Here is a 14,777-nt window from a genome sequence, read left to right on the forward strand (position 1 = left end):
CGGCAGGCACCGGTCTGCGGTGCAGAGGTGGTTTCGGGAGGGGCGCCGGCAGCGGTTAGCATTCCTTGCATGAAGTTATCCCGCCTGTTTCAGCCTCGCAATCCCCTGTTCTGGATGGCCATGGCGCTCAATGCCCTGTCGGCCGCGCTGGCCTGGATTGTCCACAACCGGGTGCTCGACACCTGGGCGACCCTGACCGTCGGCGGTTTCGCCCTCAGCAACGCGCTGATCGGCAGCTGGCTGGTCTGGCGGCTGCTGCGGGACGAGCCCGCTCCCCAAAAAATCAACTGATCGCGCCCGCGCCCTGCGTGATGTCGCGCTGCGTGGTCAGTGCCGCACGTACGGCCACACGCAGCCCGCGCACCACGTCCTCCAGCGCCATGTGGGGCTGGCCCTGAACCTGGCCCTGGCCGGGCAGGAAAGGCACATGAACAAAGCCGCCGCGTGTGCGTTTGAAGCCGCGCTGCGTGGCCAGCATGTGCATGAGTCCGTAGAACACATGGTTGCAGACAAAGGTGCCGGCGGTCTGCGAGACCTCGGCGGCAATGCCTTCTTTGTGCAGCGCCAGCAGCATGGCCTTGATGGGCAGCGTGCTGAAATACGCCGCCGGCCCGTCGGCGACAACGGGCGTGTCCACCGGCTGCGCGGCGGCATTGTCGGCAATGCGCGCGTCGTTCACATTGATGGCCACACGCTCCAGCGAGAGGGCGGCGCGTCCGCCGGCCTGACCGACACAGATGACCAGCGCCGGCTTGTGCGTGCGCAGCAGTCGCCCGAGTTCGGCCAGCGAGGCTTCAAACACGGTTGGCAATGGCGCGGCCACCACCTGGTGGCCACCGATGCGCCGGCCGTGCAGCGCCTGGACTGCCAGCCAGCTCGGGTTCAGGGTGTCGCCGCCGAAGGCGTCAAACCCGGTCAGGAGGATGGGCGGCAGGGGTGGGGAGGTCGTCGGGCGTGGCATGCCGCCATTGTGCGGCAGTCCGGGTCACATGGCTTCCCGGCATCGCCCCGGCGGCGGCGCTGGTGCAAGGCGCTTATTTCCTGATCAGTGCGCCGGTTTCCCGGTCGAAACGGACTTGGCGCACCTGCCCGTTCTGGCCCGGAAAGCCGTCCAGCGCCGCGCGCACCAGATAAGGCATGACCGCCGGCAAGGCGGCGTCGCCTTCATGTACCACGCGGGATTCGAACACGGCGCGTGGCTGCCCAGGCGGGCCGCTGCGGGTATCGAGCAGGCGCAGGTTGAGCTGGCTGTACTGCACGGTGTAGGGCACGACCCGGTCGCCCACATAGGTCGGACCAAAACGGCTGGGCGCCCAGAAGCCCGGGAAATACTGGCCGGCGGCGTTGCGGCGCGGCGGGTAAAACACCAGGGGGTCTTCATAGACAGGCTGCAGATAGGTTCTTTGCTGGGTCTGGCTGACCGTACTCAGCTCAGCCAGCAGGCGCGCCCGCTCGCCCGCGGCGGCAGGCCGTAGACCCAGTTTTTCCAGTTCCAGCTGCGCATACCGCTCATAGGTGGCCTGCTCCAGTTCTTGCGGCGCGCCCCAGCGGTTGGGCGGCGGCTTGATGAAGCTGAAGCTGCTGCCGGCCGCGTCGGCCGGCCACTGGTTGAAACTGGTGACCTGGGTTACCAGCGCGCTGGCGCAGCCGCTCAGCAACACGGCTGACAGCAGGACGGGAAAAAGACGCGCACGCGCAAGAAAGCTGTTCATGTGTAATCCGATGCTGCAACGAACAAAATGTTCCATCCTTCAATTGCAAGCTCAAGTAAAGTAGTCTGCACAGTTTGCACCGCCACCGGCGGCGCCGACGCCAACGAAAGTCAATCATGAAATGGGAAGGCAACCGCGAGTCGGACAACGTCGAGGACCGCCGTGGCAGCGGAGGTGGCGGCCTGGGCGGGCTGATCGGCGGCCGCGGCATCGGCATCGGCACCATTGTGATCGCGCTGGTGGGTGGCTGGATTTTCGGCATCAACCCGCTGACCATTTTGAGTTTGCTCAGCGGCGGCACGCCCACCGCGCAGGTGCAGCAGCAGGGGCCGGCGCAGCGCCCGCCGGCGGACGACCGCATGGCCAGCTTTGTGTCCACCGTGCTGGCCGACACCGAAGACGTCTGGAAAGTCGTGTTCACCCAAGGCGGCAGCACCTACCAGGAGCCGCGGCTGGTGCTGTTTCGCGGTGCCACCGCCACGGCCTGCGGCCAGGGGCAGGCAGCCATGGGGCCTTTTTATTGCCCGGCCGACCAGAAGGTCTACATCGACCTCGGGTTTTATGAAACCCTGCAGAAAAAGCTGGGCGCGCCCGGCGACTTTGCCCAGGCCTATGTGATTGCCCACGAGGTCGGCCACCATGTGCAGAACCAGCTGGGCATCACCGGCAAGATGGAGCAGATGCGCGGCCGTGTCAGCAAGACCGAATACAACGCCATGAGCGTGCGGCTGGAGTTGCAGGCCGACTGTTTTGCCGGCTTGTGGGCGCACCATGCGCAGCGCGCCCGTGCCATCCTGGAGCAGGGCGACGTCGAGGAGGCCATGAATGCTGCCGCAAAAATCGGCGACGACGCGCTGCAGCGCGGCGGTGGCGGTGCCATCGTGCCCGAGAGTTTCACCCACGGCAGCAGTGCCCAGCGTGCGCGCTGGTTCAACAACGGCTTGCAGCAGGGCAGTGTCAAGGCCTGTGACACCTTCTCCGCCAGGAATTTATAGAAAAAATGGCTACAGACCGCGTTTCTAAAGCGGATGTAGCTATTGAATTTATAGCAATTGGGCGACGGGAAACAGGCCATCCGTCGGCCCCACCGGGCGACGGGCCGGCCAAAATGCCTTTATCGCCCAAAGTGCGACAATAGCAGGCTAAATGACATCATCTTTTTCGAACCTTTCGCTGGCAGAACCGCTGGCCCGCGCCGTAGCCGAAATGGGCTACGAAACCATGACCCCCATCCAGGAGCAGGCCATTCCGGTCGTTCTCCAGGGCAGGGACGTGATGGGCGCCGCCCAGACCGGCACCGGCAAAACCGCCGCTTTCGCGCTCCCGCTGCTGCAACGCATGATGAAGCACGAGAACGCCTCGACTTCGCCGGCGCGCCATCCGGTGCGTGCGCTGGTGCTGCTGCCCACGCGCGAACTGGCGGTGCAGGTCGCCGAGCAGGTGAAGTTCTACGCCAAATACACCAACCTCAATAGCGCGGTGGTGTTCGGCGGCATGGACATGAAGCCGCAAACCGCTGAGCTGAAGAAAGGCGTCGAGGTGCTGGTGGCCACACCGGGGCGCCTGCTGGACCACATCGAAGCCAAGAATACCGTGCTCAACCAGGTCGAGTACGTGGTGCTCGACGAGGCCGACCGCATGCTGGACATCGGCTTTTTGCCCGACCTGCAGCGCATCCTGAGCTACCTGCCCAAGCAGCGCATCACCCTGCTGTTTTCGGCCACCTTCTCGCCCGAGATCAAGCGTCTGGCATCCAGCTTCCTGCAGGACCCGGTGACGATCGAGGTGGCGCGTTCCAACGCCACGGCGTCCACGGTGGAGCAGCATTTCTACGCCGTCAGTGCCGACGACAAGCGCCGCGCGCTGCACCAGGTGCTCAAGACCCGCGGCATCAAGCAGGCGTTTGTGTTTGTCAACAGCAAGCTCGGCTGCGCACGCCTGGCCCGCTCCCTGGAGCGCGAAGGCCTGAAAACCACCGCCCTGCATGGCGACAAAAGCCAGGACGAACGCCTGAAAGCGCTCGAAGCCTTCAAAAGCGGTGAAGTCGATTTGCTGGTGTGTACCGATGTGGCCGCGCGCGGCCTGGACATCAAGGACGTGCCGGCGGTGTTCAACTTCGACGTGCCTTTCAACGCGGAAGACTATGTGCACCGCATCGGCCGCACCGGCCGCGCCGGCGCCTCGGGCCTGGCGGTGAGTTTTGCGGCCGCCAGCGACCAGCGCCTGGTCACCGACATCGAAAAACTCATCAAGACCAAGATCGAGCTCGAACCCATGGAGTTCGACGAAGACCAGCCACGCATCAAGGAGCAGGGCCGCATCAACGACGGCCGGCGCATGTACCGCGACAGCGGCGACCAGCCGGTGCGCGAGCCGCTTGAGGCCCAGCGCGACAGGCCGGAGCGCCGCGAACGCCGCGAGGCGCCGCCGCAGCGTCAGCAGGCCTCGCGCGATCCCTTCTTTGACAAGCCTTACGAATCCAGCCTGCCGGCCGAAGCGCAGCCGGCCTGGGAAGCGGCCGCCAAGGGCGGCGCCGCACGCGGCGTGTCGGCCAACATCAAGCCGAAGAAAAAAGTCGCGGCGCTGTTCAAGACCGGCAGCTGAGGCGGCGGGCCCGCCGGCTGTCGGGACCGGGGCCTACCTTTTCCCGCGCAGGCGTCTGATGGGCTGGCCACGCCAGCCGCGCTAAGCTGGGGCGATGATGCCCTCGATCGCGCGCCTGCGCCGCGCCTACCAACGTTCCTCTTTCCCCACCCTGTTGCGTCCGGCTCGCCGTGCCATTGACCTTTGGATGAACGCGGACGGCCTGCGCATGAGTGCGGCCATGTCCTTCTACGGCATTCTCAGCCTGGCGCCCCTGCTGGTGCTGCTGGTGGCCGTGCTGGGCTGGTGGCTGGACCGCAGCTACATCGAAAGCAGCCTGATCCGGGAGATAGGCGGCGTGATCGGCGAGCAGGGCGCGCAGATGATCAAGCAGGCGCTGGCCAGCGCGCAGGAGCCGTCAGAGGGGCTGCTGGCCTCGGGCATCGCCTTTGTGTTGCTGCTGTCGGGCGCCACCGGCGTGTTTGCCGAACTGCAGGACGCCTTCGAGCGGCTCTGGCGCCAGGACACCGGCGTGCCGCCGCAGCAGAAGTGGTGGTACGGCGCGTCGCTGCGCGTGCGCGGCATTGCCTACATCCTGGCCTTCGGCTTTCTGTTGCTGGTGTCGCTGGCGATCTCCGCCATCCTGAGTTTCCTGACCACCTGGGCCGGCGTCTACGTGCCGCTCGAAGGTGTTGCGGTGGCGATCAACGAGCTGGTCTCCATGGGGTTTTCCGCGGGGCTGTTTGTTGCGTTGATGCGCATGAGCGCCGGGCCCAAACCTTCGCTGCGTTACCTGGTGATGGGTGGCATCGCCGGCGGCATTTTGTTTGCGCTGGGCAAGTACCTGATGGCGATTTACCTGTCGACCGCGGCCGTGGTGTCGGCTTACGGCGCGGCCGGCTCGCTGGTGGTGCTGCTGATGTGGATCTACTTCTCGTCGGCGGTGCTGCTGCTCTCGGCCAGTGTGGCGCGCGCCCTGTCCGACGAGGCGGAACTCAGGAAGGCCGCCCCGGCCCCCGCCTGAGCTGTTGGCGGGCTGCTGGTTTGCTACTTTATTGATAGCTTCTGGCGCAGGTGTTTGTTGGGCTGGAGGCCTGAAACGCTTGAAACCCTTGAGTATCCGGCAGCACTCAGTCCGGTGCCTGGACCTGCGGACATTGCACCCGGACCAACTCGAACTGACCGGGCTGGCTGCCCAGCCGCGCCGCGCTCAGGCAGCCGCCCCAGACACAGCCGGTGTCCAGCGGCAGGGTGTTGGCCAGCAGGCCGGACCCGCTGGCCACGGTGTCGGCGCCCAGCGTGGACCAGTGGCCGAAGGCGACGGGCAGACCGGCGGTTTTCCGGCCGGGCACTTCAAACCACGGCAGGTAACCGGGGGGGGCCGTCTGCGTGCTGCCGGTGGTGGCAAATTCCATGGCGCCGTCGGCCGTGCAAAAACGCATGCGGGTCAGGGCATTGACAATCACGCGCAGCCGCTCGGCACCGGCCAGCGTGTCCTGCCACTGGTTCGGCGTGTTGCCGTACATCGCTTTCAAAAAACCTGCCAGGTCGGGGCCGCGCAACGCCTGCTCCACCTCGCCGGCCAGCGCCATGGTCTGCGCGGCGCTCCATTGCGGCAGCACGCCGGCGTGCACCATGAGCCAGCCGTGTTCCAGCATGGCCATGCGGCGGTGCCGCAGCCAGTCGAGCAGGGCGTCGCCGTCGGTCGCGTCCAGCACCTGCTGCACGGTGTCGCTGCGGTGCGGCTTGCGCAGCCCGTGGCGGATGCCGAGCAGGTTCAGGTCATGGTTGCCCAGCAGGCACTGCGCCGCATCGCCCAGGCCGGACAGGCGGCGCAGCACGCCCAGCGAGTCCGGGCCGCGGTTGACCAGGTCGCCCAGGATGTAGAGGGTGTCGCGGCTGGGGGAAAAATCCACGCTGTGCAGCAGGCGCTGCAGCGGCTCGTTGCAACCCTGCAGGTCGCCAATCAAGTAAAGTGCCATGTGTTCATTCTGCCTTCGGATCCATGGATTTCTTCCTCATCGCCTTTTTGACCCTGCTTAACGGCGTTTTTGCCATGTCCGAGATGGCGCTGTCGGCAAGCCGCAAGGCCAGGCTCACCGCCCTCGCAGAGTCGGGTGACAAGGGCGCGCAGGGGGCGATGACGCTGCTCGACAACCCGACGCAGTTTCTCTCGTCGGTGCAGGTCGGCATCACCTCCATCGGCATGCTCAACGGCATCATCGGCGAGGCGGCCTTCAGCAGCGGGCTCTCGACATGGATACAGACTTTCGGCGCCTCGCCCCGTGCGGCAGACATCACGGCCACGGCGCTGGTGGTGACCATCATCACCTACATCACGATTGTGTTTGGCGAACTGGTGCCCAAGCGCATCGGCCAGCTGTACCCCGAGACGGTGGCGCGTCTGGTGTCGCGTCCGATGATGTGGGTGGCCACCGGCGCCAAGCCTTTTGTGCGGCTGCTGTCCTTCAGTACCCACAGCGTGCTCAAGCTGCTGCGTGTCGACACCGCCGGCGACCGCACCGTGACCGATGAGGAAATCGCCGCCAGCCTGGAAGAGGGCGTGGACGCGGGGCTGATCGAGGAGCACGAGCACCAGATGGTGCAGAACGTCTTTCTGCTCGACGACCGGCTGCTCACCTCGCTGATGCTGCCGCGCTCGGACATCGAGTGGCTGGACGCCAGCGACACCGTGGCGCAGGCCATCACCAAGGCCGGCGCAACCGGACACTCGTGGTACCCGGTGTGCCGCGGCAGCCTCGACGACGTCGTGGGTGTGGTCAACGTGGCCAAGCTGCTGGCCCTGCGCGGCCAGATCCAGCCCGTCGGCGAGGAGACCGGCACCGGCACCACTCCGACGCTGGCCGACCGCATTGACACCTACGCGATTCCGGCCATGTTTGTACCCGAAACGCTGACCGGCATGGAGCTGCTCGAGCAGTTTCGCACCCAGTCCACCCGCATCGTGTTTGTGGTCGACGAATACGGCGTGGTGCAGGGCCTGATGACCCCCATGGACATGCTGGAGGCCATCACTGGCGAGCTGCAGCCCGGCGCGCAGGTGGACGCCTGGGCCACGCGCCGCGCCGACGGCAGCTGGCTGATCGACGGCGTGATGCCGGTGTCCGAACTCAAGGCCCGGCTCGACATCCGGGAGCTGCCCGAGGAGGACAAGGGCCGCTACAACACCGTGGCCGGCCTGCTGCAAAGCGTGTCGGGCCGCCTGCTCGGCACCGGCGATGTGGTGGACGCCGCGGGCTGGCGTTTTGAGGTGCTGGACCTGGACGGCAAACGCATCGACAAGGTGCTGGTCAGCCAGATTGCCGGGCAGCCGGACGAGCCGGCCTAGTGCCGATGCCGTTCATTCGAGCGCCGGCAATCCATGTTTTCGGCCTCCAGCCCAATCAGGACGGGCGCAGGCAGCTATTGATTCAATAGCATTTCGGCTTGCTGGCCCAGCCGCCGGCGCCCGCTGTTGCGAAGGACGCGGTATCCTTGCTGGCACAACCCACCGGAACAAGACAGCCGGCCGCGTTCGCCGGGCATTCTTCATGAACCCTTCACTCCGCCCATTGCGCACCCTGCGAGCCCTGCACGGCCCGGCTGATGAATAGCGCCGTGTGGTTCTTGCTGGTGGGCGGCCTGCTGCTGGTGATGGGCCTGACCTACACCGTCCTCAAGCGCTCGCCGGTCACGGCCGCCATCATTTACCTGGCCGTGGGGCTGCTGGTGGGGCCTAGCGCGCTCAACCTGCTGCACTTCAACCCGCTCAAGGAGTCGGCCCTGCTGGAGGTGCTGACCGAGGGTGCCGTGCTGATCTCTCTGTTTTCCGCCGGCGTCAAGATGCCGGTGCCCTTCAGCTTCACCCGCTGGCGCGCGCCGATTCTGCTGGCCACCGTGTCCATGACGCTCACCGTCGCCATGGTGGCGGCCTTTGCTTTCTACGTGCTGGGCCTGCCGCTGGGCGCCGGCGTGTTGCTGGGCGCAATTCTGGCGCCGACCGACCCGGTGCTCGCCACCGACGTGCAGATCCGCCACCCGGGCGACCGCGACCAGCTGCGTTTTACCCTGACCTGCGAGGCGGGCATGAACGACGGCAGCGCCTTCCCCTTCGTGATGCTGGGGCTCGGCTTGCTGGGCCTGCACGAACTCGGCGACTTCGGGCTGCGCTGGGTCCTGGTGGATGTGCTGTGGGCCACGCTGGCCGCCGTCCTGATTGGTGGCGTGGCCGGCATTGCCCTGGCCCGCCTGGGCTGGAAATTCCGGCGTGCGCCGCACAAACACGAGCTGCTGGACGACTTCCTGGGCCTGGGGCTGATCGGCGTGGTGTACGGCTTGACGGTCATGGTGCATGCCTGGGGTTTTCTGGCCGTCTTTTTTGCCGCCGTGGCGCTGCGCCAGACCGAACTGAAGCTGGCACGGAACGCACTCAAGTCCGCCGCCGGTACCACCGAAACCGGCGGCACCGGCGCGCCGGCCAACGCCGGGCCCGGCGCCGATCCGGACTCCTTGCACACGGTCAGCGAGGGCTCGCTGATCTTCAAGGAACACCTGGAGCGGCTGTCGGAACTGATCCTGGTGCTGCTGGTCGGCGGCTCGCTGTTCCTGACCTCCTGGAGCTGGCCGGCGGTGGGGCTGGCGCTGTTCCTGTTCCTGGTGGCGCGACCGCTCAGTGTGCTGGCCGGCCTGCTGTTCACGCCGACGCCCTGGCGCATACGCGGCATGACGGCCTGGTTCGGCGTGCGCGGCATCGGCTCGCTGTATTACCTGATGTACGCCATCCAGCACCAGCTGCCCGAGAGCCTGGCCCTGCAGATGATCCAGATGACCCTGGTGGTGGTGGCGCTGTCCATCCTGCTCCACGGGGTCAGCGTCAAGCCCATGATGGGCTACTTCTGGCGGCGCAGCAAACAGACGCCGGTGCCCTGAGGCTGGGCGGCTTTTTTCATGCGAACGGGTGACGCGGCGCCCGGTGCAGGCAGATCGTCCCGGCCCCGCCCGGGGGCAAGGGCCGCCCGCCGCGCCAGCCAGCGGGCCGCTGCGCTAAGCTGCCCGCCATGGATTCACTGACCCAGATTGCCCTTGGTTCGGCCGTGAGCGTGGCCGTCATGGGCCGGCGCACCGCCGTGTGGAAGGCCGCGTTGTGGGGCGCAGTGGCCGGCACCTTGCCGGACCTGGACGCCTTCATCGACCACGGCAACGCCATCCTCAACATGACGCTGCACCGCGCCGAAAGCCACGCGCTGTTCTACCTCACGCTGGCCGCGCCGCCGCTGGCCTGGCTGGTCTCGCGCCTGCACGGCGAAGGCGCGCTGTTCAAACGCTGGTGGTTGGCGCTCTGGCTGGCGCTCATCACCCACCCGCTGCTCGACGCCATGACGGTGTACGGCACGCAGCTGCTGCTGCCCTTCACCAGCTACCCGTTCGGCGTGGGCAGCGTGTTCATCATCGACCCGCTCTACACCGTGCCGCTGATCGTCGGTGTGGTGGCCGCGCTGCGCCTGCAAAACACCCGCGGCCTGCGCTGGAACGCGGCGGCGCTGCTGCTCAGCACGCTCTACCTCGGCTGGAGCGTGCTGGCGCAGCAGCAGGCCACCGCGGTGGCGCGCAGCTCGCTGCAGGCCGAGGGCATCACCGCCAGTGCGCTGCTGGTGACGCCCGCGCCCTTCAACACCCTGCTGTGGCGCCTGGTGGCCACCACGCCCACGCAGTATTTTGAAGGCCACTACTCGCTGCTCGACAGTTCGCCGCGCATCACCTGGACCGCGCACGACCGCGGCGCCGACCTGATCACGCTGCACGGCCAGGACCCGCCGGTGGCGCGCATCGCCGCCTTCAGCCACGGTTTTTTCCGCCTGTCGGAAGCGGGCGGCCGCCTGTTCGTCACCGACCTGCGCATGGGCCAGGAGCCGGCCTACACCTTCCACTTCGACCTCGGCACCGCCGCCGCCCGCGCCGCGCAAAGCCATGTGCCCACCCTCAACAGTACGCGGCCCGATGTGGCGACGGCTTTGCCCTGGCTGTGGCGGCGCATGTGGGGCGACCCGCTGCCGCCGCCGCGGTGAGGGCCGGGGGGGGCTGCCCTTTACTACTATTTTGATAGCTGCTTGCGTAGATTTTGATTAGGCTGACGGCCGATTTGGTTTGATAAATCAGGCAGAGCCAAATCCGCCGGCGCCTTCGCAGTCATACAGAGGCACAAGCCATCGTCGAGAATGTGCCCGTAGCGAAACCCATCCATGAGCTTGCCACCCTTGCCCCTCCCGTTACCCATTGCCCAGTTTTCTGCAGCCTGCGCGGCCTTGCCTCTGGTGTCCATCGACCTGGTGTTGACCAACACCGACGGCCAGCTGTTGCTGGGCCTGCGCAACAACGCGCCGGCCCGCGGCTGGTGGTTCACGCCAGGAGGCCGGATACGGAAAAACGAACCCCTGGCCCAAGCAAAACGGCGCGTTGCGCACGACGAGCTGGGCTTGCCCGCATCTGCGCTCGAACGCGCCACACTGATGGGCACCTGGGACCACTTCTATCCGGACAGCGCCTTCGACCCCCAGGTGTCCACCCATTACGTGAACCTGCCGCTGTGGCTGCAGCTGACGCGCGACGAGGAAAAACATCTCCAGTTGCCGCAGGGCGCCGGCGAACAACATGCCCGGTGGCAGTGGTTCGCGCTGGACCAGGCCGCAACCGACCGGGCGGTGCATGAGTATGTTCGTGTCTATGCGGCGTGGGTTATGCAGCACCGGCGCTGACGCCGTGTTTCGGCCGATGTCCGGCTTCGAGCCCGCGCCAGCCCCCTGTTAAGATTAAGTTTGGGTGTCAGCGCATTCGCGCCATGGCAGGTATGCGTCGGTCGGGCCGCCACGCGGAGTACCTGTGCCCATGCCTTCGACCCCTGAAACCATCCAGCTGATTGCCGCCGCCATTTTTGCCGTGGCCCTGCTGCATACCTTTGCCGCCAAACAGTTCGAGCGGCTGTCACACCGCTACCCCCGCCACGCCGGGCTCTTTCACCTGCTTGGCGAGGTCGAGGTCGTCTTCGGCTTCTGGGCCATCGTGCTGGTGCTCAGCATGGCGCTGCTGGTGGGCGGCGGCGACGCCCTGGCATACGCCGAGTCGCGCAACTACACCGAGCCGCTGTTCGTCTTCGTGGTGATGGTCATCGCGGCGTCACAGCCTGTGTTGCGCGCGGTGATGGCCTCGGTCAACACCCTGGCCCATTACATCCCGGTACCGACGCCGATCGCCACCGCCTGGCTGGGCCTGGCCGCAGTGCCGCTGCTCGGCTCGCTGATCACCGAACCCGCGGCCATGACCATCGCCGCGCTGATGCTGGCGCCGCAAATCTTCCGCACCGCCGTGCCGGAGGGCGTCAAGTACTTCGCGCTCGGTGTGCTGTTTGTCAACGTGTCCATCGGCGGCACGCTGACCGCCTACGCGGCACCGCCCGTGCTCATGGTGGCCGCCGCCTGGCAATGGGACAGCGCCTTCATGGCGGCCAACTTCGGCTGGAAGGCGGCCATCGCCGTGGTGATCAATGCGACCGCCGCCACCTTCGTCATGCGCCGGCACCTGGGCACACCGCCCGCACCCGAGGGTGGGGAAGCGCGCATGCCGCTGTCGGTGGTGGCCGTGCACATCGCCCTGCTCGCCGCCGTGGTGCTGATGGCGCATCACCCGGTCGCCTTCCTCGCGATCTTCCTGCTGTTCCTCGGTTTCACGCAGGCCTATGACCGGCACCAGAGCCCGCTGATCATCAAGGAAGCGCTGCTGGTCGGCTTCTTCCTGGCCGGGCTGGTGGTGCTGGGCGGCATGCAGGCCTGGTGGCTGCAGCCGATTGTGGCCAGCCTGCAGCCGCTGGCGCTGTTCATGGGCGCGCTCGGCCTGACCGCCATCACCGACAATGCGGCGCTGACCTACCTGGGCTCGCTGATCGCCGGCATCTCCGACGAGTCCAAGTACATGCTGGTGGCGGGCGCAGTGGCCGGCGGTGGGCTCACCGTGATCGCCAACGCGCCGAACCCGGCCGGCGTGGCACTGCTCAAACGCGGCTTTGCCGACGAGACCGTGGGCGCCGGCGGGCTGCTGCTGGGCGCCCTGGGGCCTACCGCGGTGGCTGCGGCGGCTTTTCTGTTTCTGTAGCGGGGCAGGGCGGGGCTGCCAGTTGCTAACTTATTGATAGCTGCTGGTGACCATTAGATATGGGATGGATGCCTATTTGGTTCATGGAGAAGCCCGAGGAACCACTCCCGAGTTATGGGGTGTGAGCCCGGCAAGACCGTCAGACTGCCGAAATAGTGTAGTTACAAAAAATCCTTGTAATTAGAATAAACGTAACTACAATAAGCTATGAATGTGACGTTCGACCCAGCCAAGGATGCCGCGAATCTGGCAAAACATGGCTTGTCATTGCTGGACGCCGTGGGCTTTGAATGGGAAACCGCCGTGGTATGGCCTGACCAGCGCCGCGTGTATGACGAGGCCCGCATGGTGGCGCTGGGCTATATCGGCTTGCGCATCATGGTCGTGGTGTTGGTTGACCGCCCGCCCGAGTCGCCCACAGAGCGGCGCATCATCAGCTTGAGAAAAGCCAACACACGCGAGGTGAAACGTTATGCCGAAACTTAAAACCGGAACCATCCTTCCCAACCCTGCGGAGGACGCCGCCATCACGGCCGCTGCCTTGGCAGACCCCGATGCCGTCCCCTTCACGGATGCCGAATGGCTGCAAGCCAAGCCGCTGGTGCGTCGCGGCCGCCCGCTGGGCAGTGGCAGCAAGACCCAGGTCACCCTGCGCCTGGACGTGGAGGTGGTGGAAAAATTCAGGGCAACGGGCGAGGGCTGGCAAACCCGCATCAATGATGCCCTGAAAAGCTGGGTGCGGACGCACGTGTGAAATGCCGTCCAGCCTCAGCGCGCCAGGGCTGGACGCCCTATGCGCACCTGGCGCCGAAAGGGCTCCAAGTCGCTGCCAGTCAATTAGACTTATTCATGACTACCGCAGATGATTGGAACCAACAACAATGAGCAAGCCACCTTCCACCAATGTCGATCCTTCGTTACTCATTTCGAAGGTACTTGAAAACTTAGGCGGCAAAGACAAGGCTTGGGCGATCATCGATGCTGACTACAGAGAAACTCAATTGCGTTGGAGGCAAGACGTTGAAGTCCTTGGTCGTATTCTTCGTTCGCACCTTTATCTTGAGCAATACCTTACCGACTATTTAGAAAGAGCGACTCCCAACTTGGCGATACGAAAAGCTGCTCTTCGCTTTTCTCAAAAGTTGGACCTAATAAGTTCACTGCCTCAGTTTGCTGAAATCATCGCTGGAATAAAGCACCTAAATGTCATAAGAAATCGCCTCGCTCACCGACTTTCTGCGAAAGTTACGCAGGCGGACGCCGAAATCTTTCTTCAAGCAAGCCTGTTTGTTGCTTTGAGGAGCGAGGGCGCCAAACCTCACGAGGCCAGCCAGGAGCCCCTTGATGTTTTGGAGGGCTTTGCTCAATATGCAAGCACATGCTTGAGTCATGAGTTCAGCCCGTTCTCCGTGGCGCATTCGGCGGCGCTGAAGTCTATTGGTGAAAACGATAAAGTGCAATTGCCAACTAAAGGTACGTAGGCATCGGAATCGGTTTGGGTTGCGCGTTAGCCAAATGAAAAAGCCCCTAACCATGACAGCTAGGGGCGTTTCATTTGGTGCCGGAGAGATGAATCGAACACCCGACCTTCTCATTACGAACGGCTCCTAAACTGTCCTCGCCTTTGAGGTCACAACGCGTAATTCCATTTGTTTGCTGTCATCGAGCAACACTGGAGTTACGAGAATGAGAGTCAAATTTCTTTGGGGTATGGGGGCCTGCCCCCATGTAAGCGAAGCGAAGCTGAACCCGAATGGAGGTGCTGGCGCTGTGACGTTTTCCGTCGCGGGCGCATTGGTCGCACCGGGTTGGCATGTGCCGCGCCTTGAAAAGCAAACGGCTGTTCACCAGGTGCGGGCATGAAGCAGAAGCCGACCATACCTCTACCTGCTGGCCTCGCGCAGCCATACGTGATGGGGATCGCAGACAAGCTGTCTGATGATCCGATGCTTCGCCAGTTGCTCGGGTCACGCTTCAAAGTCATTGTCAATTACGACACTTCCGCCAAGCGTGTGACCTACTCGTTTCGCTCTCCTGAGGACAACGAACCAGACGACGCCGACGCTAAGGCCGTGTGAATTAGCAACACCGCCTTGACGGTGCATGAGCGGTTCGCATAGCATTGGGGTGCAAATAACGGGTCTGGCGTCCCGGTCACAAAAACGTCCGCCGCGTCATTTCCTCGTTGGGTCTTAGTGCCTGAGGCCGGCAACAGCACCGAATGCTTTTGCGAATCCCTTCAACCGGGTTCGCTGCTGCATTGCAAAAGCGAACCCAAGAATCTGGAGTTCGCATGTTTGATTCAAATTCCCAAAATCCTGACAGTAGGCAAAGCTGCGC

The 14,777-nt window shown here is 64.8% G+C and carries 16 protein-coding genes; 13 read left to right on the top strand and 3 right to left on the bottom strand.

Annotated elements, in window-relative coordinates:
* The first annotated feature begins 69 nt into the window (after positions 1-69).
* A complete protein-coding gene (locus B7G53_RS02980) occupies positions 70-291 on the top strand; it encodes a hypothetical protein (protein WP_096663285.1) in 222 nt (73 codons plus the stop codon).
* Here B7G53_RS02980 and pcp read toward each other — a convergent pair.
* Both pcp and B7G53_RS02990 read right to left on the bottom strand, forming a co-directional pair.
* Positions 284-934 (bottom strand): pyroglutamyl-peptidase I, encoded by a 651-nt coding sequence (pcp, locus tag B7G53_RS02985; protein ID WP_176491280.1) that lies wholly within the window; start codon positions 932-934, stop codon positions 284-286. The genes B7G53_RS02980 and pcp overlap by 8 nt on opposite strands.
* Positions 935-1,034: 100 nt before the next feature.
* A complete protein-coding gene (locus B7G53_RS02990; RefSeq protein WP_096663291.1) occupies positions 1,035-1,712 on the bottom strand; it encodes a DUF4136 domain-containing protein in 678 nt (225 codons plus the stop codon).
* 116 nt (positions 1,713-1,828) lie between these two features.
* On the opposite strand from B7G53_RS02990, the gene ypfJ reads away from it, so the two are divergent.
* The 3 genes from ypfJ to B7G53_RS03005 all read left to right on the top strand — a co-directional run bounded on the left by ypfJ (position 1,829) and on the right by B7G53_RS03005 (position 5,319).
* Positions 1,829-2,707: a KPN_02809 family neutral zinc metallopeptidase gene (ypfJ, locus tag B7G53_RS02995; RefSeq protein WP_096663294.1), complete on the top strand. Its 879-nt coding sequence runs from the start codon at positions 1,829-1,831 to the stop codon at positions 2,705-2,707.
* Positions 2,708-2,858: 151 nt separating this feature from the next.
* On the top strand, positions 2,859-4,316 hold the full coding sequence (locus B7G53_RS03000) for a DEAD/DEAH box helicase (RefSeq protein WP_096663297.1): 1,458 nt from the start codon (positions 2,859-2,861) through the stop codon (positions 4,314-4,316).
* A 97-nt stretch (positions 4,317-4,413) separates the two neighbouring features.
* The gene (locus B7G53_RS03005; protein ID WP_255249903.1) at positions 4,414-5,319 is read left to right on the top strand and encodes a YihY/virulence factor BrkB family protein; all 906 of its coding nucleotides are present in this window, start codon (positions 4,414-4,416) and stop codon (positions 5,317-5,319) included.
* Between the two features lie 106 nt (positions 5,320-5,425).
* Here B7G53_RS03005 and B7G53_RS03010 read toward each other — a convergent pair whose 3' ends face one another.
* Positions 5,426-6,277, bottom strand: a complete 852-nt coding sequence (locus B7G53_RS03010; RefSeq protein ID WP_096663302.1) for a symmetrical bis(5'-nucleosyl)-tetraphosphatase — start codon at positions 6,275-6,277, stop codon at positions 5,426-5,428.
* A gap of 23 nt (positions 6,278-6,300) precedes the next feature.
* On the opposite strand from B7G53_RS03010, the gene B7G53_RS03015 reads away from it, so the two are divergent.
* The 9 genes from B7G53_RS03015 to B7G53_RS03055 all read left to right on the top strand — a co-directional run bounded on the left by B7G53_RS03015 (position 6,301) and on the right by B7G53_RS03055 (position 14,515).
* Complete coding sequence (locus tag B7G53_RS03015; RefSeq protein ID WP_096663305.1) at positions 6,301-7,644, top strand: hemolysin family protein; 1,344 nt, start codon at positions 6,301-6,303, stop codon at positions 7,642-7,644.
* Positions 7,645-7,901: 257 nt separating this feature from the next.
* Positions 7,902-9,224 (top strand): cation:proton antiporter, encoded by a 1,323-nt coding sequence (locus B7G53_RS03020; RefSeq protein WP_096663309.1) that lies wholly within the window; start codon positions 7,902-7,904, stop codon positions 9,222-9,224.
* Positions 9,225-9,352: 128 nt separating this feature from the next.
* The gene (locus B7G53_RS03025) at positions 9,353-10,360 is read left to right on the top strand and encodes a metal-dependent hydrolase (protein ID WP_096663312.1); all 1,008 of its coding nucleotides are present in this window, start codon (positions 9,353-9,355) and stop codon (positions 10,358-10,360) included.
* 189 nt (positions 10,361-10,549) lie between these two features.
* The gene (locus B7G53_RS03030; RefSeq protein WP_255249891.1) at positions 10,550-11,047 is read left to right on the top strand and encodes an NUDIX domain-containing protein; all 498 of its coding nucleotides are present in this window, start codon (positions 10,550-10,552) and stop codon (positions 11,045-11,047) included.
* Positions 11,048-11,177: 130 nt separating this feature from the next.
* Entirely contained in the window at positions 11,178-12,437 is a 1,260-nt protein-coding gene (locus tag B7G53_RS03035; RefSeq protein ID WP_096663318.1) for a putative Na+/H+ antiporter, read from the top strand.
* A gap of 207 nt (positions 12,438-12,644) precedes the next feature.
* Positions 12,645-12,923 carry a BrnT family toxin gene (locus B7G53_RS03040; RefSeq protein ID WP_096663321.1) on the top strand — a complete coding sequence of 93 codons (279 nt, stop codon included), beginning with the start codon at positions 12,645-12,647 and terminating at the stop codon, positions 12,921-12,923.
* Positions 12,910-13,191 (top strand): BrnA antitoxin family protein, encoded by a 282-nt coding sequence (locus tag B7G53_RS03045; protein WP_096663324.1) that lies wholly within the window; start codon positions 12,910-12,912, stop codon positions 13,189-13,191. Before B7G53_RS03040 ends, B7G53_RS03045 begins: the two co-directional genes overlap by 14 nt.
* A gap of 127 nt (positions 13,192-13,318) precedes the next feature.
* Positions 13,319-13,918 (top strand): hypothetical protein, encoded by a 600-nt coding sequence (locus B7G53_RS03050; RefSeq protein ID WP_096663327.1) that lies wholly within the window; start codon positions 13,319-13,321, stop codon positions 13,916-13,918.
* Positions 13,919-14,296: 378 nt separating this feature from the next.
* On the top strand, positions 14,297-14,515 hold the full coding sequence (locus B7G53_RS03055; protein WP_096663330.1) for a hypothetical protein: 219 nt from the start codon (positions 14,297-14,299) through the stop codon (positions 14,513-14,515).
* The last annotated feature ends 262 nt before the right edge of the window (positions 14,516-14,777 follow it).

Source organism: Polaromonas sp. AET17H-212 (assembly GCF_002379085.1).
Lineage (GTDB): Bacteria > Pseudomonadota > Gammaproteobacteria > Burkholderiales > Burkholderiaceae_C > Polaromonas.